Origin of the sequence: Faecalibacterium sp. 3 (assembly GCF_048323735.1) — a bacterium.
GTDB classification, from domain to species: Bacteria; Bacillota; Clostridia; order Oscillospirales; family Ruminococcaceae; genus Faecalibacterium; species Faecalibacterium wellingii.
Genome location: NZ_JBLWFN010000001.1, coordinates 1363976 through 1385229, shown reverse-complemented (window position 1 = coordinate 1385229; position 21254 = coordinate 1363976). Strand labels below are relative to the sequence as shown.

Annotated in this window: 17 protein-coding genes; 5 read left to right on the top strand and 12 right to left on the bottom strand. The window is 60.3% G+C overall.

From position 1 onward, the window contains the following. Positions 1 to 170 precede the first annotated feature (170 nt). Together ACNSPV_RS06455 and ACNSPV_RS06450 are read left to right on the top strand one after the other, a co-directional pair. Complete coding sequence (locus ACNSPV_RS06455) at positions 171 to 1520, top strand: MATE family efflux transporter (protein ID WP_348584085.1); 1350 nt, start codon at positions 171 to 173, stop codon at positions 1518 to 1520. 130 nt (positions 1521 to 1650) lie between these two features. After that, a complete protein-coding gene (locus tag ACNSPV_RS06450) occupies positions 1651 to 2388 on the top strand; it encodes a Type 1 glutamine amidotransferase-like domain-containing protein (RefSeq protein ID WP_348584087.1) in 738 nt (245 codons plus the stop codon). Positions 2389 to 2520: 132 nt separating this feature from the next. On the opposite strand, the gene ACNSPV_RS06445 is transcribed toward ACNSPV_RS06450, so the two are convergent. From ACNSPV_RS06445 to ACNSPV_RS06400, 10 genes are all read right to left on the bottom strand, one after another. After that, the gene (locus ACNSPV_RS06445) at positions 2521 to 2877 is read right to left on the bottom strand and encodes a four helix bundle protein (RefSeq protein WP_348584089.1); all 357 of its coding nucleotides are present in this window, start codon (positions 2875 to 2877) and stop codon (positions 2521 to 2523) included. 113 nt (positions 2878 to 2990) lie between these two features. After that, positions 2991 to 6284 carry an ATP-binding protein gene (locus tag ACNSPV_RS06440; protein ID WP_348584090.1) on the bottom strand — a complete coding sequence of 1098 codons (3294 nt, stop codon included), beginning with the start codon at positions 6282 to 6284 and terminating at the stop codon, positions 2991 to 2993. Next, positions 6281 to 6877, bottom strand: a complete 597-nt coding sequence (locus ACNSPV_RS06435; protein ID WP_339394409.1) for a DUF4194 domain-containing protein — start codon at positions 6875 to 6877, stop codon at positions 6281 to 6283. Before ACNSPV_RS06435 ends, ACNSPV_RS06440 begins: the two co-directional genes overlap by 4 nt. Further along, the gene (locus ACNSPV_RS06430) at positions 6864 to 8291 is read right to left on the bottom strand and encodes a Wadjet anti-phage system protein JetA family protein (protein WP_348584092.1); all 1428 of its coding nucleotides are present in this window, start codon (positions 8289 to 8291) and stop codon (positions 6864 to 6866) included. Before ACNSPV_RS06430 ends, ACNSPV_RS06435 begins: the two co-directional genes overlap by 14 nt. 122 nt (positions 8292 to 8413) lie before the next feature. Continuing rightward, entirely contained in the window at positions 8414 to 8995 is a 582-nt protein-coding gene (locus ACNSPV_RS06425) for a hypothetical protein (protein WP_348584095.1), read from the bottom strand. A gap of 221 nt (positions 8996 to 9216) precedes the next feature. After that, the gene (locus tag ACNSPV_RS06420; protein ID WP_348584098.1) at positions 9217 to 9741 is read right to left on the bottom strand and encodes a hypothetical protein; all 525 of its coding nucleotides are present in this window, start codon (positions 9739 to 9741) and stop codon (positions 9217 to 9219) included. A gap of 289 nt (positions 9742 to 10030) precedes the next feature. After that, entirely contained in the window at positions 10031 to 11278 is a 1248-nt protein-coding gene (locus ACNSPV_RS06415; RefSeq protein WP_348584100.1) for a carboxynorspermidine decarboxylase, read from the bottom strand. Continuing rightward, positions 11278 to 12537 carry a saccharopine dehydrogenase family protein gene (locus ACNSPV_RS06410; RefSeq protein WP_348584103.1) on the bottom strand — a complete coding sequence of 420 codons (1260 nt, stop codon included), beginning with the start codon at positions 12535 to 12537 and terminating at the stop codon, positions 11278 to 11280. Before ACNSPV_RS06410 ends, ACNSPV_RS06415 begins: the two co-directional genes overlap by 1 nt. 110 nt (positions 12538 to 12647) lie before the next feature. Beyond that, positions 12648 to 13499 carry a polyamine aminopropyltransferase gene (speE, locus tag ACNSPV_RS06405; RefSeq protein ID WP_249237609.1) on the bottom strand — a complete coding sequence of 284 codons (852 nt, stop codon included), beginning with the start codon at positions 13497 to 13499 and terminating at the stop codon, positions 12648 to 12650. A gap of 13 nt (positions 13500 to 13512) precedes the next feature. Then, complete coding sequence (locus ACNSPV_RS06400; protein ID WP_249237610.1) at positions 13513 to 14970, bottom strand: aminotransferase class I/II-fold pyridoxal phosphate-dependent enzyme; 1458 nt, start codon at positions 14968 to 14970, stop codon at positions 13513 to 13515. A 598-nt stretch (positions 14971 to 15568) separates the two neighbouring features. Between ACNSPV_RS06400 and ACNSPV_RS06395 the strand changes: the two genes are divergently transcribed. After that, positions 15569 to 16240: a hypothetical protein gene (locus ACNSPV_RS06395; RefSeq protein ID WP_348584106.1), complete on the top strand. Its 672-nt coding sequence runs from the start codon at positions 15569 to 15571 to the stop codon at positions 16238 to 16240. 307 nt (positions 16241 to 16547) lie between these two features. On the opposite strand, the gene ACNSPV_RS06390 is transcribed toward ACNSPV_RS06395, so the two are convergent. Further along, positions 16548 to 16874, bottom strand: a complete 327-nt coding sequence (locus tag ACNSPV_RS06390) for an acylphosphatase (protein ID WP_348584107.1) — start codon at positions 16872 to 16874, stop codon at positions 16548 to 16550. Between the two features lie 2 nt (positions 16875 to 16876). Beyond that, on the bottom strand, positions 16877 to 18532 hold the full coding sequence (locus ACNSPV_RS06385) for a putative manganese-dependent inorganic diphosphatase (RefSeq protein WP_348584108.1): 1656 nt from the start codon (positions 18530 to 18532) through the stop codon (positions 16877 to 16879). A gap of 297 nt (positions 18533 to 18829) precedes the next feature. Between ACNSPV_RS06385 and ACNSPV_RS06380 the strand changes: the two genes are divergently transcribed. Together ACNSPV_RS06380 and ACNSPV_RS06375 are read left to right on the top strand one after the other, a co-directional pair. Continuing rightward, on the top strand, positions 18830 to 20197 hold the full coding sequence (locus tag ACNSPV_RS06380; RefSeq protein WP_348584109.1) for an MATE family efflux transporter: 1368 nt from the start codon (positions 18830 to 18832) through the stop codon (positions 20195 to 20197). Positions 20198 to 20549: 352 nt separating this feature from the next. Continuing rightward, positions 20550 to 21212 (top strand): phosphatase PAP2 family protein, encoded by a 663-nt coding sequence (locus tag ACNSPV_RS06375; protein WP_348584112.1) that lies wholly within the window; start codon positions 20550 to 20552, stop codon positions 21210 to 21212. Positions 21213 to 21254 lie beyond the last annotated feature (42 nt).

The window sequence follows — 21254 nt, the reverse complement described above, 5'->3', positions numbered from 1 at the left end:
ATCGGAGGACCGTTTTCAACGTAATTTGAAACGGGCCGGATAAGATGCCGTGCAGACAGCGCCCCGCCGGAGGTTTCGTTGCCGTAGTGACGAAGCAGATCGAGGCAGGGCGTGCACTCACGGACATTTATCCGGCCCGTTTTTGCACCTTGTGCAGAAAGGAGGACGCCATGTCCAAGCAGCGGATCCAGCTTTCCGACCATTTCACCTATTCCCGCCTTTTGCGGTTCGTACTGCCCTGCATCGGCACCATGCTGTTCACCTCCATCTACGGCATCGTGGACGGCCTGTGTGTCTCCAACTTTGTGGGCAAGACGGCCTTTGCGGCGGTCAACCTCATCATGCCGCTGCCCATGCTACTGGGCACCATTGGCTTTATGCTGGGCACCGGCGGCAGCGCCATCGTGGGCATCACGCTGGGCGAGGGCGACCAGAAAAAAGCCGACCGCTATTTCACCCTGTTCCTGCTGGCGGCTCTGGTCTCGGTCAGTGTGCTGGCGGTGCTGGGCATTGTGTTCCTGCGGCCCATTGCCGTGCTGCTGGGCGCAAAGGGAGAGCTTTTGGACTACGCGGTGCGCTACGGACGCATCCTGATGGTGTCCCTGCCCACCTTTGCGCTGCAGAATATGTTCCAGAGCTTTTTTGTCACCGCCGAAAAGCCGCACCTCGGCTTCTGGTTCACTGTGGGCGCAGGCTGCACCAACATGGTGCTGGATGTGCTGATGGTGGGCGTCTGGGGCTGGGGCGTGGAGGGCGCTGCCATTGCCACCTTTATCAGCCAGCTGGTGGGCGGCGTGCTGCCGGTGTTCTACTTCATCGACCGCAGCAACTCCAGCCGCCTGCACCTGTGCCAGACGAAAGTTTATGGCGGCGTGCTGCGGGACGCCTGCATCAACGGCTCTTCCGAGCTGATGACCAACCTTTCCATGTCGCTGGTCAATATCCTGTACAACTACCAGCTGCTGCGTCTGGCCGGTGAGAATGGCGTGGCCGCCTACGGTGTCATCATGTACGCGGCCTTCCTGTTCGTGGCGGTGTTCGTGGGCTATGCCGTGGGCAGTGCGCCCATCGTCAGCTTCCACTACGGTGCCCGCAACCACGCCGAGGTGCACAACCTCTACCGCAAGAGCCTGCGGCTCATCGCCGTGGTGGCTGTGACTCTGACGCTGGCTTCCATGTTCATCATCCCCTGTGTGGCGCGCGTTTTCGTGGGCTACGACGCGGAGCTGCTGGCCCTGACCAGCCGGGCCTTCCGGCTGTATGCGCTGAGCTTCCTCATCATGGGCTTCAACGTGTACGCGTCCTCCTTCTTCACGGCGCTGGGCGACGGCGTGACCAGCGCACTGATCTCCTTTTTGCGCACGCTGGCGTTTCAGGTGATTGCCATTCTCCTGCTGCCGATGCTGCTGGGTATCGACGGCATCTGGCTGGCCGTCACCGCCGCCGAGCTGGCGGCTCTGGCCGTGAGCGCCGCCATGCTCCTCACCAAGGACAAGGTGTTCCATTACCGAAAGGCATGATAAGATCCCCTGCTTTCTGCGAAACGGCGAAAAGCAGGGGATTTTTTTGGTGATTCTGGCTCTGCCGCTGCAGGGCAAATCGTGTTAGAATGGACACAGCTTTTTATTCACTGTTTTACGAGGGATCATTATGACATTGTTTTTGACCAGCAGCCCCAGCGGCTGCCCCTTTGAGCCGGGCCCTGCAGTACCGGTGCTGGACACCCGCAACCACTTTGTAGCAAACCTGCGGGCCGTCTGGCCGGACCACGCCGTGCTGGGCCTTGCCATTGCGGCAGACCCCGCAGCCTATGAGCAGAACGACGAGATGTGCCGGGTGTTTGCCCAGAGCTTTGCGAATGCCCACCTGCCCCTGACGGCGCTCATTCCCTGCGACGCCCGCAACGCCGAGGAGATCGGTTCTCTTCTGTCCCAGAGCGGCTTTGTGATGCTGTGCGGCGGGCATGTGCCCACCCAGAACCACTTTTTTGCTCAGCTGGGCCTGCCGGGGCTTTTCCACGGCTACCACGGCATCGTGATGGGCGTGAGTGCCGGCAGCATGAACGCCGCCCACATCGTGTACGCCGCACCCGAGGAACCGGGCGAAGCCGCCGACCCCCATTACTCCCGCTGGATGAACGGCCTTGGCCTGACCGAGACCCGCATCCTGCCCCACTACCAGTTCATCCGGGATCATGTGCTGGACGGACAGAAGGTGGAGGATATCGCCCTTGCCGACAGCAAAAAGCGGCATTTTCTCGCTTTGCCGGACGGCTCGTATGTCCTGTGCGCCGATGGCAGCGAGGCGCTGTACGGCAAAGGCTGGTACTTTGCGGACGGGATGATGGAAGAGATCAACGAAGATGAAGATGTGCTGCCGCTGCGGTAGCAATAAAAAAGAAGCACGCATCTGCGTGCTTCTTTTTTATATGATGTTCTGCTGCGCAGAAATGAGGTTGCTGCGCAATGATGTTTGCGCTGCGCGCAAAATGATGTGTGCTGGCGCACATTCAAAGTACGGTCAGCTATGCTGCTTCTGTTTGGCGGTTCTGCAGGACGCGATCAGCAGCACTCGCAGTTCCGCGCACTGTGCCCGCAGCTGCCGGAACTGCTGGTCAGGCAGATAGCCGGTACGAAATAACAGCTCCAGCCAATAATCTGTTTCATTTGCTTCTTTCAGTGCAATCTCCAGTTTGGAAACAAAATCGTCGCGGCTTTGCGCATAATGTGCCTCACGGATATTTGCACCGATGGAGGTACCGGAACGTCCGATTTGGTTTGCCATGATAAATTCTTTTCTCATGCGCAGCGTCTTTGTCAATTCAATGATCTGTACTGCAAACTCCATGGAGCGTTCTGCCAGTTTATCTTCCCGCATCGGTACTCCTTTCCTATGCCCCACAGGGCACATCATTTCCGGCGCAGCCGGAACATCATTGCGCAGCACATCATCTGCCGCAGGCAGACATCATTGCGCATACAATGCGCACATCATTCCGCCGCAAGGCGGACAAAGGGCGCGATAGCATTGGCGTCGCCGTGGCGGACGATGGAGTAGGTAATGTCGCAGTAGGGCTGGATGGCGGTGCTCTTTTCCACGGTGGAGATGAGCAGCACCTGCAGCTGCAGGCGGCGGAACAGCTCCATCATGGGGCGGATGCGGTCGCTGGTCATCTTGCTGAAGGCTTCGTCCAGCAGCACAAGGCGGATGCTGTTCTCGCTCTTCTCATAAATTTGCAGCAGAGACGCGCAGATGGCCACATAGAAGGGAGCCTGATTCTCGCCGCCGGAGGAGTCGCGGCTGACCCGGGACAGGTACGCCTGCTGGCCGGTGACCCGGTTGGTCACCTTGATGTCGTAGTCCAGATAGGTGCGGTAGTCCACATAGTCCGAGAGGGTCACGCCGCCGGTGCGGCCCTCCTGCCGGGCGCGGGTGTTCTCGTCCACGTCCGCCATGATCTTTTCCATCAGCTCGTCCACCTGCCGCTCATAGGCCGGGTCGGCGGTGGCGGCAAGGTTGTCCAGCGAGTCGCCCTCGGTCATCTGCTGGTTGCCCTTGTCCACGATGACCTGATAGAAGGCCGCCAGCTGCGGGTCGCGGCTGGGCTCCAGCTCAAAGCGGTAGACCTCCTCGCCGTAGGTCAGCTGTTCCATCACCTTGTTCAGTTCCCGGAACTGCCGCCGGGCGTTGAAGATATCGTCCTTCATGCGGAACAGGATATCCTTGCGGAAGCGATCCTTGCAGTCCCGCTGGGCCTGTTCCAGACGGGCAGCGTAGCGTTCCAGATCGATGCGCACAAGGCTCTCGTGCTGGGCACGGTACTGGTCCAACCCCGCAAGGCCCAGCGGATAATCGCACACATAGTGCTCGTTGTAGGCCTTCTGGGCCGGTTCCAGCGTGCCGGTCAGATAGACGGCCAGCGCATCGTCCAGCTTGGCCTGCGCCTTTTCTGCAGCCTGTGCGGCGGCGCGGGGCTTATCTGCCGGGGCCAGCGCCAGCATCCGGGTGCGGGCCAGCGGCTCCACCAGCGGGTGCGCCGCAAAGAAGCTCCGGGCGGCATCGGCGCTCTGCTGGGCCGTTTCCCCTGCCTTTTTCTGCTCCGCTTCGCAGGAGGCGATCTGCTTTTGGCACACACGGATGTCGCCGCCCGCCTGCTCCACAGCGGCTCGGGCAGTCTCCCACGCGGCTTCGCGGGCTTCTTCCTCCTTGTAAAGCTGCTGCAGCAGCGGGTTCTCGCGGCACTCTGTGAGCTTGGCTTCCTGTTCGGTCACAGCATTCTGTGCAGCAGTCAGGGCGGCGCGGGCGTCCCACAAAGCAGCCAGCTCCTCCAGCGCCGTGCCCCGCAGCAGGGTCTGGTACTGGTTATAGGCGGCTTTCAGGTTCTGTTCTGTCTGGGCGGCAGCACGGGCGCTTTCCCCCAGAGCTTCCAGCTCAGCGGCCAGTGCCCCGGCGCGGGCGCGGCGGGCGTCCAGACCGATGTACCGCTGGGGGGTGCGCAGCCGTTCCAGCCGGAAGGGGTGGTGGCGCAGAAGGTCGCGGGTGGCGCTGTCGGGATGCTGTTCCAGCGTATCGGGGGTGTCGCAGCAGACGATGCGGCCCAGAATGGTCTGGGCATACTGTGCAGCCAGCGGGTTTTCGCTGCTCACCTGCGCGGCAAGGCTGTCCGGGCCGTATTTGTCGGCGCGGCGGTTGGCCTTGCGGATGCCCGGGGTGTCCAGCAGGCTGATGGGGCCGACTTTGTCCTTCAGGGCCACAAAGGCGCTCTTGGCGGCTTCGTAGTGGGCAGGCGGCACAAGGATATCAAAACGGCGGTCCCCAAGGCAGGCCTCCACGCAGTCCTGCCAGCTCTCGTCCTCCACGTTCAGCAGCTCGCAGAAGATCTTCGCGTCCGGCTGCATGCCCCGGCTCTTCAGTTCGGCGTTGACCGCATCCCGCACCCGGGTGGCGGCATCGTCGTGGGGGTAGACCCACTTGCCGCCGGACACGGCGTCCAACTCCGCACGCTTGCCGGTCTGTTCCCGGTGCAGGACGGCGGTGTTCTGGCGGGCGGCAAAATAGGCTTCTTCCAGCGGCTTTTCCTGCGCGGAGAGCCACGCCGTCAGCTGCGGCAGCTCCTCGGCGGTGAGCGCTTCGGCCCGGATGCCGGAGGCAAAGCCGCTGCGGCGCAGCACTGCCAGCAGGCTCTGGGTGCGGGCAAGGGCGCTCTCTGCCTTTTCGGCTTTGCGTGCAGCGGCGTCCAGCGCCGTTTTGCGGCGGGAAAGCTCCTCGGTCAGGGCGTCCAGTGCCCGGCCCTCGCCGCTGGCGCTGGCGGCACCGTGGGCGGAAAGATAGGCCCGGCGGGCTTCCGCTTCGGCGTTTTTGGCCTCGGCATAGCGGGCGTTCAGCTGTTCCAGCTGGCGGCGTCCCGCATCCAGATGCTCCTGCCAGACCGTCTGTTCGCCGCCGTCGGCAGCGGCGCGGGCCAGCAGCGCCGCGCCCCGGTTCACAAGGGTCTGGGTCTGCTTTTCGGCAGCTTCGCGGCCAAAGTTCACGATCTCTTCCAGCGCGTTGGCGCGGGTCTGGGCCTCGGCCAGCACGGCGTGCAGGTTTTCCAGCTCCAGCCGGTCGCCCTGCAGCGCGTCCAGATCCAGCTCCGGCTGGGGCAGGATGTACTGGTACAAAAACTCCCGGAAGTTGGGGATCTCGTCCATGCTGGTGCCCATCTGGAACACCTCGTTGAACTTTTTGCCCAGCGGGCTGGACGCCCGCCCGATGCCCAGCGCCCGGCAGATGCGGTCCCGCGCTTCGCTGGGGCTGCGGGTGTAGGAAAGGCGTCCTGTTTCGGGCTTGAAGTCCTCCTTGGCGCTGGGTGCGCCGGTGCGCGGGTCGATAAAGGGCAGCTGTTCCAGCGTGATGCCGTCCTCGGAGAGGTACCAGGTCTGGTCGCCGGGGTGCAGCTCCTGCATGGGGCCTTCGGACTCCACCCGCACCGCAATGACAAAGGGGGTGCGCTTGACGCTGTCCCAGAACTCGGCCCCGATATAGGCCACGGTATGGCCCGGGCGGCGGTAGGCGTTCTCGCCGCGCTGCTTGGCGTGGACCGAGCCCTGCAGGGTGCGTCCGCTCTTTTTGTTGCCCAGCGCATTGAAATTGCGGTTGGTGGTCAGGCAGTAGCGGATGGCGTCCAGAATGGTGGTCTTGCCCACGGCGTTGACGCCGATCATATAGGTCAGGCGGGCGCAGTCAAAGGTGACGTTTTCAAAATTGTGCCAGTTGATAAGTTTCAGCCGCTTGAGTTCGATCATTCTTCACCCTCCCCTGCTTCGTCTGCACGTTCGTATAAGCCAAGCTCTGTGCGGGTGCGGCCGCTCTCGGCGGCGGCATCCGCAAGGTCGGCGTCCGGCAGGGCCAGCAGCACAGTGGGAAATACTTCAATGCGGCTGTCCAGCCCGGAAAGCCGCCCCACGGGCCGCGCCAGATTGTACCGGCGCAGGGTGCGCATCAGGTTTTCCAGCGTTTTCTGGTCCAGACGGCGGGGCAGGTTCATCTTCTGCAGCTCGGTCTGCACCTCTTCCACCGTCACCAGCACTTCATCTGCATTGACGGCAAGGCTCTCGCGCTTTTGCAGGTACAAGAGCCGCAGTACCAGCAGCAGGATGCTCTCGTATTTCAGCAGCCGTGCCTGACTGCCCTCGTGGCCGTTGACCAGCGCCGCCGCCTGCAGGGGTGCCGGGTACAGCAGCACCGAATAGCCCAGCGGCGCGAACACAGCGCGGACTTCATCCAGATGGTCCTGCACATAGAGATATTTTGCCCGCTGATCCTCCACGCTGCCCAGCAGAAAGCAGTGGTTCAGCAGGTAGTTTGCGGTTTCTTCCAGCATGTTAATGGTTGCCATTTTCTTCCTCCCTGCGGCGGGTGAGGATAAAATCCTCAAAGCGGAAGCCGCCGCGCTCCACCCAATTGCCGGTGAGCTGAATGTCGTAGTCTCGGTGCGGCGACTGCGAGTAGGTGTGCAGGCCGATGATGCGGGCAAAATCGCCCGGGTATTCCTCTGCCAGCGCCGATGCGTTCACCTGCGGGCGGGCGGCAAGGGCCTGCCGGGCCAGCAGGGCCACGTTCTCCTCGGTGACGGCAAGGCGGGCGTAGTCCAGCAGCAGCTGCTGTTCTCTGCGCAGCTGCTCCGGGTCAAAGGCTTCGGTGCGCACCGGAGCCAGCGGCTCAGCGGTGCGCTGGGCGGCGGGCGGGTAGAGGAATTTCTCCCCGAACACCGCCGCCGGGTACAGGTGCAGCCGCTTTGCCACCGGGCCGTCGTCCGGCTCAAACAGCTGCTCCGGAGTGCGGATGTCCTCGGCGTAGCGGCGCAGCAGGGCGGTGACGCTGCCCTGCGATGAGCGATCGCTCAGCAGCAGGAACTGTGCCCGCTGCACGGCCCGCTTGCGGTAGCGGATGTGGCTGGCATCGATCTGGCGCATGAGCAGGCTCATCTCTTCCAGCGCGTCCCGCTGCTTCTGCAGAAGGGCCTTTACCCGGGGCGCAGCCTCGTTCGGGGCGCAGCGCTCCACCCGAGCGTAGTCCAGCGCCAGCCGGGGCAGCTGGTTTTCCTCGCAGTCGTCCAGTTCTTCTTCCAGATAGGCGCGGTAGTTGAACAGGTTGTCGCTGGTCTTGAAGCGGTGGTAGGCCGCCGCCACCACCTTTTCCTCGTACTGGTCGAACAGTTCCAGCACCTCCTGCGGGGTGCGGTTGCGGGTGAGCCGGTCGATGTAGTGGCCGATGGAGGCATTGAGCGCCCGGAGGGAACGGTTCAGGGCGTCAAGGTCGGAATCCACCTCCCGCAGAACATTCTCGTAGGGGCTTTTTTCCTGCCCGATGCCGCCCAGCAGCTGCCATGCCTTGTACAGCTTGCCGGTGTAGGTGACCACGCGGGGGTTCAGGATCTCTTCCAGCGCTTCCAGCAGCGGAGCCACCTCCGGCACAAAGGCAAGGGACGCTTCGCCCTCATAGCTGCCGGGGGTCTCTTCCAGCCAGCCGGTGCGGCGCAGCCGCAGCAGAAAGCCCACCGCCAGCGTGTGGGGGTCGCGGGTGGGCTGCTCGTCCTCATCGCCCGCACCGTCCGCGTCCAGCGCAAGGGGCTTTGCCAGCGCGGCAAAGTAATCTTCGGCACGGCTCACCGCCTCTGCCCGGGAGATGCTGTAGTCCGCCGTATGGCGGCATTCCTCCCAGAGCAGAAGCAGCAGTTCGGCATAAAACGCCCGGTTCGGCCCCGCCAGCGGGCGGAACAGCCGCGGGGACACCAGTTCAAACAGCTGCATGGAAACGTCCTTTCTGTCTTGGTTCGATACCCTTTTATTGTACCACAGCAGGCGGAGTTTGTCACAAAAAGGCGAAAAAAAGCCCCGGGGAGCGGGGTGCTCCTCGGGGCAATAAAACTTTATTAACTATTAGAGCCAGCGAACTGGCCTTCGCACTTCATGGCAATGCCAATGTAAGTCTTGCCATTGGAGGCCGTATAGGTTGCAACACCGACAGCTTTCAGGGCAGAAGAATTTCCAGCAGAAGGGTCGCGTTTTGCATTCTCCAGCATATCATCCAGTTTTTTCTTGGATTCCTCGGTAACTTCCATCGGCTTTACATCTTTCAGTTCCGTAACCGGTTTCAGCAGGTCACCCGTATTATTCGGGTCAAATAGATACATTACAAAACTAACAGTATTTCCATCCTTCTTGAAGTCAGAAACACACTGCATGTACTGGTTTTCACCCACCGGCTCACACGGAACATCTTCTGCTTCGATAACGCCATCTGCATTCGTTTTGGCCAGAGCCTTACGAACCTTGCTCTGCAGCTCGGCATTGTTGCTGAAGCTTGTGCCACTGGTAGTATTCAGTAACTCCAGCACCTTGCTCTCGATCTCATTCGAGCTGCTTCCACCAGCGCCGCCACCGCACGCGGTGAGCATTGCCAGAACCATCACGCCGGCCAGAAGAACAGCCACAAGACGTTTCATCTTTTTCATGTTAGATTCCTCCATAATAAAATAAACTACAGGCCTTTTCCGCGTCCCAAACGCCCGGACGGCCTATGTTTATTTTACAGCACACACACACACCCCGTGTCAATATGCAGACCGCCTATATTTTCCAGTTATTTTCGGGCAGATAAGTCCGTTCCTTGGACGCAGAAAGCCCCGGAGGGCGGCCTTGCGGCTGCGCTCCGGGGAGAAAGGGTGAGGAGTTTTTACTTGTTTTTGTTATAGTTAGGGTTCTCAATCTTAAATGTGATTGCAACAAAACTCTGCTTGTTGCTGGTGTTAGTCTTGACAACGACACCAACCTTAGACCATTTGCCACTCTGGTTGATGTTTGCTTTGAAAGAAGAAACCTTGTCGCTGTCCTCGATCTGCTTCAGAAGCTTATTCAGCAGTGTTCCACCAAACTCATAGTTTGCGGTCACAGTAACGATCAAATACTGCTCGTTTTCACCTTCCACATGGACATTGCCATTGAATTTATAGCCCAAAATATCAAAGGCACCCTTGAGGTCCTCGTCCAGCTTGGCTGCAGCGATCCTCTGCATGTCGCTATCATTCTGCAGGCTTGCAGCGCCTTCCCTGTTTTGGATCAGGCCCATCACTCTAGTTTCGGCGTCCTTATCCTCGCTCATAGAGCTGCTGCCGCCGCCACCGCCGCTGCAGGCGGTGAACAGGAGCATGGTCAGCGCGCCTGCCAGAAGCAGGGCAACGATCTTGGAAAGCTTCTTCATAGGGTATCCCTCCAGTCTGATGATTTTGTGGATATGTTTCGCAGTTCAGAAGGCTGCGCCCCTTCGGGGTGCTCCTCTTGCCTTGATTATATCCAACTGGAGTCGGAATTGTCAATGGGGAAGTTTCCCAAAAACAGGAAGGCTTCTTCGTGAAAAAGGCACGAAAACAGGTGCTATTTGTTGCAGTATTGTAATTGTTGTACCGGACTTCGCAAAGAATCTTTGCCATCTGGAATTTCCTGCCAGACGCCGGAGAGGTCACCCTGTTTTTGCGGCAGAGACAGCCCGCTTAAATTTGGACGGATGTTGTGGGCTTGGCGCTGCCGCCCCGGCTCCCCAGACGGTACTTGAAATCCCCGTAGCCAAAGTGCGCCAGACGCCGGAGCGTCCCATCCGCGCACAGCTGCCAGATGTCCGGCAGGGGCATCCCGTTGAAGGTGTTGTTCTTACAGGTGGAATAGATGGCCATATCGCCGAAGATGAGCCGCTGCCCCTCGGTGAGGGGGGCGGCAAAGCTGTAATCGCCGATCACATCCCCCGCAAGGCAGGTGGGCCCGCCCAGACGGACGGTGCAGGGCTTCTCCCCCGGTTCGCCCGCGTCCAGCAGCGGCGGGCGGTAGGGCATCTCGATGACGTCCGGCGTGTGGCAGGCGGCAGACAGATCCAGAATGGCAAGGCTGGTGTCGCCGTTTTGCAAAGTGTCCAGCACCGTGGTGACGAGATAGCCCGCGTTCAGCGCCCATGCCTCGCCCGGTTCCAGATACACCTGCACGCCGTATTTTGCCTGCATCCCGGTGATGCATTTTTCCAGCAGGGACAGGTCGTAATCCGGGCGGGTGATATGGTGCCCGCCGCCGAAATTGAGCCATTTCATGCGGGGCAGAAGGTCGCCGAAGGCGGCTTCCATTGCCGGGAGCGTCTCGGCCAGCGCATCGGCGTTCTGCTCGCACAGGGTGTGGAAGTGCAGGCCGTCCAGCAGGGCGGGCAGCTCCGGGTGCTGCTGCACAGCGGCGTCCCACTGGGCGCGGGTGGTGCCAAGGCGGCTGCCCGGGGCGCAGGGGTCGTAGATCTCATGGCCGTCCTGCGTGGAGCGCTGCGGATTGATGCGCAGGCCCACGCTTTTGCCTGCCGCCTTTGCCGCCGGGCCGAACTTTGCCAGCTGGCTGGGCGAGTTGAACACGATGTGGTCGGCGTACTGCAGCAGCTCCGGGAACTCGTCTGCCCGGTAGGCCGCGCAGAACACATGGTTCTCCTTCTCCGGCAGTTCTTCCCGGCCAAGGCGGCTCTCGTACAGGCCGCTGGCTTCGGTGCCTGCCAGATAGGGCGCCAGCACCGGGTAGAGATCAAAGTTGGAAAAGGCTTTCTGCGCCAGCAGGATGCGGCAGCCGGTGCGCTGCTGCACCCCCAGCAGAATTTCGCCGTTGCGGCGCAGCTGTGCTTCGTCCAGCAGATAGCAGGGCGTGGGCAGAGAGGCCAGTGCTTCGTCCGTCAGGTTTGCAAGGCCCGCAAAGGGCGGGCGGCTGTCGTGCACCTGCATCAGTCCACCAGAGCCGGGTTGTGGCTCTCGGAGCGGGGCAGGCCGTACTTGTCCAGAGCGTCCAGATACGGGTCCGGATCAAACTCTTCCACGGTGTGCACGCCCTTGGTGGTCCACTTGCCGGTGAGCAGCATCAGTGCGCCGCACATGGCAGGCACGCCGGTGGTGTAGCTGATGGCCTGACTGCCCACCTCCTTGTAGCACTCCTGATGGTCGCAGACGTTGTAGATGTAGTAGGTCTTTTCCTTGCCGTCCTTTTTGCCGGTGAAGATGCAGCCGATGTTGGTCTTGCCCTTGGTGCGGGGGCCGAGGCTGGCGGGGTCCGGCAGGAGCGCTTTCAGGAACTGGATGGGCACGATCTCCTGACCATTGAAGTTGACCGGGGTGGTGGACAGCATGCCCACATCCTCCAGACAGCGCATGTGGTCGAGGTAGCTCTGGCCGAAGGTCATGAAGAAGCGGATGCGCTTTGCCTCCGGGATGTTCTTTGCAAGGGACTCGATCTCCTCGTGGTGCAGCAGGTACATATCTTTATCGCCCACCTGATCGAAGTTGTACTCCCGCTTGATGCTCATGGCCGGGATCTCCACCCAGTGGCCGTTCTCCCAGTAGCTGCCGGGGGCAGACACCTCGCGCAGGTTGATCTCGGGGTTGAAGTTGGTGGCAAAGGCATAGCCGTGGTCGCCGCCGTTGCAGTCCAGAATGTCGATGGTGTCGATGGTATCGAACTCGTGCTTCTTGGCGTAGGCGCAGTAAGCCTGGGTGACGCCCGGGTCAAAGCCGCTGCCCAGCAGGGCAGTCAGGCCGGCTTCCTCGAACTTCTTGGCGTAGGCCCACTGCCAGCTGTAATCAAAGTAGGCAGAGAAACCGGCCTCCTTGCAGCGCTTCTCGTAGATGGCGCGCCACTGGGGGTCGTCGGTGTTCTCCGGCTCGTAGTTGGCGGTATCCATGTAGTTGACGCCGCAGGCAAGGCAGGCGTCCATAATGGTCAGGTCCTGATAGGGCAGGGCGATATTCATTACGAGGTCAGGCTGATACGCCTTGATGAGGGCAATGACCTCTTCCACCTTGTCGGCGTCCACCTGTGCGGTGGTGATCTTGGTGGCGGTCTTGGGAGCCAGCTCTACAGCCAGCTTGTCGCACTTGGACTTGGTACGGCTGGCGATGCAGATCTCGGTGAACACCTCGGGCACCTGACAGCACTTGTGGATGGCAACGGAGGCCACGCCGCCGCAGCCGATGATCAGAACTTTGCTCATTGTGATATCTCCTTTACTGGTTTGGACCCTCTCAGTCATCGCTGCGAGGGAAAAGTATTCTTCTATTGAACGATATTTTTTATCGGGATTGCTTTGAACCTGAAAGGTTTTTACTCCACTTCTTCCAGCATCTGTTCCAGAAATGCCGGCAGGTAAAATGCACCCACATGCAGCTTGGTGGTGTAGTAGCGGGTGCGCATGTTCAGGGCCTTCCATGCCGCTGCATCCAGATCATCGATGGGATGATACTTCTTGCTTGCAAAGCCGAACAGCCAGTAGCCCGCGGCAAAGGTGGGGATGTGGGCCTGATACACCCGGCTGATGGGGAAGGTGCTGGCAATGCGCTTGTGGCTGCGCTGCATGGCGCTGGCGTCCTCGGCATAGAAGGGGCTGCCCTGCTGGTTGACCATGATGCCGTCCTCTTTCAGGGCGTTGAAGCAGCTGCCGTAGAACTCGCGGGTGAACAGGCCCTCGGAGGGGCCGAAGGGGTCGGAGGAGTCCACGATGATGAGGTCGTACTCTTCCTCGCAGCGGCGGATGTACTTGAGCGCGTTCTCAAAGTAGATGTGCACCCGGCGGTCATCCATGCGGCAGGCATTGCCGGGCAGGTAGGCGCGGCAGGCTTCCACCACCTGCGGGTCCATCTCCACAAGGTCGATGCGCTCCACCCGGTCGTAGCGGGTCAGCTCCCGCACCACGCCGCCGTCGCCGGCACCGATGACAAGGATATCCTTGGCCTCCTTGTGCACCGCCATGGGCACGTGCACGATCATTTCATCGTAGATGAACTCGTCCCGCTCGGTCAGCATCACGTTGCCGTCCAGCGTGAGCACCCGGCCAAACTCCGGGGTCTCAAAGATGTCGATGCGCTGGTAATCGCTCTGCCGGGAATAGAGCTGTTTGTTCACCCGGATGCTGTGCTTTACGTCCGGGGTGTGAAACTCCGAAAACCAAAATTCCATCTGCGTTCCCTCCTTATGCCAGAACGTTCAGCCGCTCGATGTCCGGGTCCTCGGGACCGGTCATGCTGCAGCCCTTGGCCTTGGCGTACTCGATGTAGTTCAGGATCTCCTTTGTGATGCGCTCGCCGGGGGCCAGAATGGGGATGCCCGGCGGGTAGCACATGACGAACTCGCTGCACACCATGCCCTCGGTCTCCCGGAGGGGCAGGCTCTTTTTGGGGGCGTAGAAAGCCTCCTGCGGGCTGGCGGCCACAACGGGGTCGATGTATTCCTGACTCAGCAGGCCGGAGCCATCGGTCTGGTAGCGGCGCTTGATCTCGGCCAGTGCGCTGACCAGACGCTCCACCTCCTGCGGGCGGTCGCCGATGGAAAGATAGGCAAGGATGTTGCCGATATCGCCGAACTCGATCTGGATGTCGTACTCGTCCCGCAGGATGTCGTAGACCTCGATGCCCGCAAGGCCGATATCCAGCGTGTGGACGCTGAGCTTGGTGGTGTCAAAGTCAAAGACGGAGTTGCCGTTGCACAGCTCCTTGCCAAAGGCGTAGTAGCCGCCCACGGCGTTGATCTCCTCCCGGGCATACTCGGCCATGTCTGCCACCTGGTGGAACACCTGCCGGCCCCGCAAAGCAAGGTTGCGGCGGGAGATATCCAGACTGGACATGAGCAGGTAGCTGCCGGAGGTGGTCTGGGTCAGGTTGATGATCTGCCGCACATAGCCCGGGTGCACGTTGGGGCCGATGAGCAGCAGGCTGGACTGGGTCAGGCTGCCGCCGCTTTTGTGCATGGAAACGGAGGCCATATCCGCGCCCGCCGCCATGGCAGACACCGGCAGGCCGCCGCCGAAGTAGAAGTGGGTGCCGTGGGCTTCGTCCGCAAGGCAGAGCATCCCGGCGTCGTGGGCCATCTTGACGATGGCACGCAGGTCGGAGCAGATGCCGTAGTAGGTGGGGTTGTTCACCAGCACGGCCACCGCATTGGGATGCTCCCGGATGGCCTTTTCCACCTGTTCCCGCTTCATGCCCAGCGAAATGCCAAGGCGCTTATCCACCTCGGGGTTCACGTACACCGGCACCGCGCCGCACAGCACCAGCGCGTTCAGCACGCTGCGATGCACATTGCGGGGCAGGATGATCTCATCGCCCCGCTTGCAGGCGGTGAGCACCATGCTCTGCACGCTGCTGGTGGTACCGCCCACCATGAGGAACGCATGGGCAGCGCCAAAGGCATCTGCTGCCAGCTCCTCTGCTTCCCGGATGACCGATACCGGGTGGCAGAGATTATCCAGCGGCTTCATGCTGTTCACGTCCACGCCCACGCACTGCTGGCCCAGAAAGGCCGTCAGCTCCGGGTTGCCGCGGCCCCGCTTGTGTCCGGGCACATCAAAGGGCACCACCCGCATCTTCCGGAACCGCTCCAGCGCCTCGTAAATGGGGGCGCGGTTCTGGTTGAGCTTTTGTTTTTTGTTCATCCATTCCACCTCTTTTTTACGACCCGGCACACAAAAAAAAACACGGGCCGGCTGAACAGCACAAAGACCGTTCTGCTGACCCGTGAAGGCAGTTCCCAATGTTCCCCTGCCCAAAGCGCGCCAAATTTCCCGGCGCATTGCGCGGGAAACAGAAGCAGGCTATTGCGGCAGGACATCGAGATGAAGTTTTGTCAGAGTCTATATAGCACTTACTACTTTTACTACTCTTATTGACCGTTTCACAAGTCAGCGCAGCGGGCGCTGTTCGGTTTGTAAGAAACCAACTTATAAAATTTGAGCTTTGAACTCAATCAATAATGGCAGCTTGCGCCGCCGGTCGGCAGTGAACCCGGCTGTCCGTATGGCCTTGACTCCCTGACGGAGTGGTTCGAGTGTAATGCTCCTGGAAAGACCCTGATAGCTCTTCATCTCTCCAAAATCGTGTTGATTTTAGCATACCCGGGGGCCTGTGTCAACAAAATTTTATCAACTGCCCTCGATTTTACAAAATTACGCCCAAAAACTTTGCCTGTTTACACATTTTTAACATTTTTGCGTGGTAAAATGAGGTCGTAAAAAGGAAAAGGATGTGGAACACATGCAACACTGTCCCGCCCGCGCGGCACAGCGGCTGGCGGCGGCAGTTCTGGCGCTGTGCCTTGTGCTGGCTCTGGCCATTCCCCATGCTCATGCAGCTGCCCTGCAGGAGACACACGGTATCCGGATGCTGGAGTTCAACACCAGCCACATCCTCTCCATCGGCAACCAGACCTCCGGCAAATGCAGCTGGTACGCACTGCGCTACGCACGCACCATTCTGGACGGAAAAACCTGCTCCGGCAGCGGCATGTGGTCGAACGGGGCGGTCTGGTCGGCAGGCGGGTACTATGGTTACTCCGGCAGCCTGCCCGAGTGCCTGCAGAAGCTCTACACCGAGCTTTCCGCCGGGCGTCCGGTGATCGTACATCTGAAAAACACTGCGGTGAGCGGCGTAAAACGACACACGAACCGCACTTCTACTTATGAATACCACCTGACCGGCTCCGGCTGGAACGAGGTGAACTACCCCCATATCGCCACCAGCGCTGCGTATGGCCACTGGGTCTGCGTGGTGGGCATCCGTGCGGATGCAGACCCTGCAAACCTGAAGGAAAGCGATTTCTACGCGCTGGACCCGGCACGCGTCTCGGCAAACGGCACACTGGCTGTGACCCGGCTGCTGGACGACACCATCTGGACTGACAATTCTCCGCTGAAAACAGCAGGCTGACAAAATTAGAAAAAGCAAAAAAGCTGACGCAGAAGCGTCAGCTTTTTTGTTTGTGCAGGCCCTCTCGGCCTCGCTTTCTTTTCCGAACCCTCTCAGTCTCGCTTTGCTCGACAGCTCTCCCGAAGGGCGAGCTTTATAAGCGGGGATCATTCAAGATCCTTTTCCCGAGAGGCAGTGCTTGCCAAAAAATGTCAAAAAGCTCCCCCTGAGAGGAGAGACTTCCCCCGGCCGGGGGGAAGATGTCACCGCAGGTGACAAAAGGGGGAATCTGGCAAAGCCGACAGGCTTTGACTGAGAGGGTCTCGCATCAATATCCCCGTACCGAGAAACCGCGCTCCCACGGGTCGGGCGGCAGATCCTTCTGGCGGATGCCGGTGATCCGGATGTAATCGCTTTTCTGGATCATGGCGAACAGCCGTATGAATTTATCCGGGTCGCCTTGCACTTCCAGCGTCACGCTGCCATCATCCTCGTTCTCCACCCAGCCGGTCAGCTCCAGTGTCTGGGCCGCATAGCGGGCACGGTAGCGGAAGCCCACCCCCTGCACCTGCCCTTCGATGGAATAGCGGCGGCGCACCGTTCCCTGCGGCAGAGCAGGCGGCGTGCGGTCTTTTTGCTTGAGAAAATCAAACATTTTTACAGCTCCTGATACGCGGTCATGAGGGCCGGGATGAACTGCTTTTTGCGGCTCACCACACCGGGCAGCGTAAAGCTGCCGTCCTCGGCGGGCTGGGTCTCAAAGCCGTCGGCCAGCACCTCGGAGGCATAGCGGCCATCGCTGATGACCACGCTTTCTTCCTTGGGCACATCGGTGAGCAGCATGTAGATATCCTCCACGTTCTGCTTGTTGCGGGCCTCTTCCAGATAGGGCTGCAGCAGCGCTTCGGCGGCCTGCAGGTTCTTGCGGGTCATGTAGCTGCCCTGTGCCACGCCAAAGCGGATATCGCCGCACATGAACACCTTGAAGTCCTGCAGGAACACCTCCTCGGCGGTCTTGCCGTCCAGCTTTTCGCCTGCCTCAAACATCTCATTGGCAAACTCGTTGATGTCCACCCCGGCGATCTTTGCCAGACGGTTGGCGGCACCCACATCCATGGGGGTGCAGGTGGGGCTGCGGAACACCAGCGTGTCCGACAGGATAGCCGCCAGCAGCAGACCGGCGGTCTTTTGGGGGATCTCCACCCCGCTCTCGTCGTACATCTGGGTGACGATGGTGGCGGTGCAGCCCACCGGCTGGTTGCGGAAGTACACCGGGCCGCTGGTCTCCAGACTGCCGATGCGGTGGTGGTCGATGATCTCCAGGATCTCGGCCTGATCGAAGCCCTCCACCGCCTGCGTTGCCTCGTTGTGGTCCACCAGAATGATGCGGCGCTTGCGCAGATTGATGATGTTGCGGCGGCTGACCATGCCGCAGTATTTGCCATCCTCGTCCAGAATGGGGAAATAGCGGTGGCGCACCTTGGCCATCACGCGGGTAACATCGGCCACCGGCGTGACGAGGGTGAACTTCATGATGTCGCTGCGGGTCATATAGTAGGAAATGGGTGCGCACTGGCTGATGAGCTTACCGGCAGCATAGGTATCCACCGGGGTGGTCATGATGGCAACGCCGGTCTCCTCGGCAATGCGCTGGATGGTGCGGCCCACCTTGGCGTTGTTGCACAGGATGAGCAGAGAGGCTTCCTTCTCAATGGCGCACAGCTGGCTCTCGTAGCGGTTGGTCAGGATGACGATATCGCCCTTTTCCATGCTGTTTTCCAGCATTTCCGGGGTGGCGGTGCCAATGCGGATGTGCCCGGTGGTGCACACCGCGTCCTCGCTGCCCACCGCCATGGTGGCCCCCAGTGTTTCCAGAATGTTCTTGTAGCTGGTGCGGCTCTTGGCAAGGATGCCGGTATCGAACAGGTCCATGTTGGCGGTGGCGATGTCCTTCACCGTGATCAGACCTTCCAGCTCGTTGTCCGCTGCCGTCACCGGCAGGGTGTCGATCTTGCGGTCGCGCATGATCTCCCACGCCTTGCGCAGGCTGGTGGAGCCGGGGATGCCGGGCATTTCGCGGTAGTCCACATCCCGGATCTTGGGGTTGACGTCCGTGCACATGCGCGGGGGCCTGACCCCGAATTTTTTGAGCACAAACTCGGTCTCCTGATTCATTTTGCCTGCACGGCGGGGTTCGCAGACCAGATCACTGGTCTTGTTTTTCAGCTCTGCATAGGCGATGGCCGAGCAGATGGAGTCGGTGTCCGGATTGCGATGTCCGATGACAACGACCTTATGGGCTGTTTTGGGCATATTGTTCCCCCTTTGGGTCCTGGTTTCCCTTCTATGTTGATCTCATTTACCATGGTGCACTCCCCGCTCCTGCACAGCGCGGTGCACCTCAGATTTATTTTAGCACAATTGCCTGCACGGGTAAAGCGGAACAAACGCGCTGCGGTGCGGCTTTTGGCTCCCGGACAAGGCGGTGTTCCATGCCTATAAAAACAGCTTCTCCGATTTGTTGTATCCATCTCTTGTAATTCTGCGCGTTCTGCTGTATGATATAGGTCATGTATCCAAGTGCATCTCGTTACCGTTACGGAGGAACCTATGACAGCAACCAAAACGCCCGCGTTCCATAAGCCGCCGCTGTTCACCCGGCAGCAGCTCATTGCCCTGCTGCTGCCGCTGATCGCAGAGCAGGCGCTCAGCGTGACCATCGGTTTGGCGGACACCCTGATGGTGTCCTCGGTGGGAGAAGCCGCCGTGTCGGGCGTGAGCCTTGTGGACAGCTTCAACACCCTGATGATCCAGATCATGAGCGCGCTGGCCACCGGCGGCGCGGTGGTCACCAGCCAGTACATCGGCCGGCAGGAACCCCGTGACGCCCGGAACGCCGCCGCGCAGATCCTGTTCATCCTGTCCAGCTTCAGCCTGCTGGTGGCCGCCGTTGTAGTGGTGGGCCGCCATGCCATCCTGCAGGGCATCTTTGGCTCCATCGACGCGGATGTGATGCGCTATGCCGAGACCTACTTTCTGCTCTCGGCCCTGAGCTACCCCTTCATCGGCCTGTACAACGCCGGTGCGGCCCTGTTCCGGGCGCAGGGCAACAGCAAGATCAGCATGCTGTCCAGTCTGGTGATGAACGTGGTGAACATCGGCGGCAACGCCGTGCTGATCTACGGCTTCAAAATGGGCGTCATGGGCGCAGCGCTGGCAAGCCTTGTGTCCCGCGCCATTGCCTGCTTTGCCGTGCTGTACCTGCTGCAGAAGCCCGACTGCCCGCTGCGCGTGGACGGCCTGCGTGCACTGGCCCCCAAAGCACGGCTCATCCGGCAGATCCTGCGGGTGGGCATCCCGGCCGGCATCGAGAACGGCATGTTCCAGATCGGCAAGCTGTCCGTTTCCAGCCTGACCTCCACCCTTGGCACCGCCGCCATTGCGGCCAACGCCGTGGCAAACACCACCACCACCTTTTTGAACATCCCGGCCAACGCCGTGGGCATGGCCGCACTGACCGTGGTGGGCCAGTGCCTTGGCGCAGGCGAAAAGGATCAGGCCGTGTATTACTCCCGCCGCCTGATGCTGTTTGCCTACTGCGGCGCATGGGTCATGAACCTTTCGGCCTTCCTGTTTGCCAACAAATTTGCACTGGGCCTGTTCAGCCTCTCACCCGAGGCCTACGCCATGGCGCTGGAAGTGATGGTGTGGTTCAACATCGTTTCGCTGTTCATCTGGCCTTCCAGCTTTACCATGCCCAACATCCTGCGTGCGGCAGGCGACGCCCGCTTTACCATGACCGTGAGCATCGTGTCCATGTGGGCCTTCCGGGTGGGCTTCTGCTACCTGTGTGTGCTGGCCTTCCACGGCGGCCTGCTGGCCATCTGGATGGGCATGTATCTGGACTGGGCGTTCCGCTCCCTGTGCTTCTTTGTGCGCTTTGTGCGCGGCAAGTGGCTGGAACAGAATGTGATCTGAGCTCTCTGCACAGGCAGAGGTCGATCCCTTGAAAACTGGCGCAGATACGATATAATGAAAACAGAAAAGGTGCTGTCCTGCAATGGTCAGCTTCCTTTTCCGGCAATCATTCAACTAAAGTAAACGACCGCTCGAGTTGGGGAACTGTGAGGCGGTCGTTACTTTTTGTCCTCCGTGCCGTACTGCTGTATTTCTCTGTGGCAGCGGCCCTGCTAATTTTATGCAAAACACACAAATAAATTGCAACTTCTTTGGCAACCTTGTCCGCTTTCCTTCTTGTTTTTGTCACATTCCCGGCGTATAATTTCTCAATGCTAAGAGATTTTGCTTCTGCAAAAAGGAGGCTTTTTCAATGAAGCGCAGTTGGTTTTCGCGCCATCCCATCTGTTTCATGGCGCTTTATCTGTTATTTTATCTTTCCGCATTCAATTTTCTGGAGACGCGGATCTCCATGCCCCATCTGGTGCTGGTGCACTGCCGGCTGGACGACCTGATCCCCTTCTGCAAATATGCCGTCATCCCCTATTTTGCATGGTTTGTGTGGATCCCGTTCACACTGTTCTATCTGCTGTGGCGTGCCCCGCGGGAGGACTTCTGGCGGCTGTGCCTGCCGCTGTTTGCCGGCATGACCATCGCACTGGCCTGCTATGTCATCCTTCCCACCGGCCTTGCCCTGCGGCCCTATTATGTGCCGGGCAACGACTTTTTTGCCCGCACCGTGCGGACGCTGTACCGCACCGATACCCCCACCAACGTGTGCCCGTCCATCCATGTGTTCAACTCGGTGACACTGCTGCTGGCGTATTACCGCTGCCGCATTTTTGAGCAGCCGCGCCGCCGCTGGATGCGTCCGGCCGCTGCCGTACTGTGCACTTCCATCGTGTGCTCCACCGTGCTGCTCAAGCAGCACAGCTGCATCGATGTGGCGCTGGGCGCCTTGCTGGCACTGGCACTGGATGCCCTGTTCACCCGCTCCGAGGAGCGCAGCGAAGTGCCGCAGATGCGGTGGAACTGATACGCAAAAAGAGAGCGCCGTCCAACGACGGCGCTCTCTTTT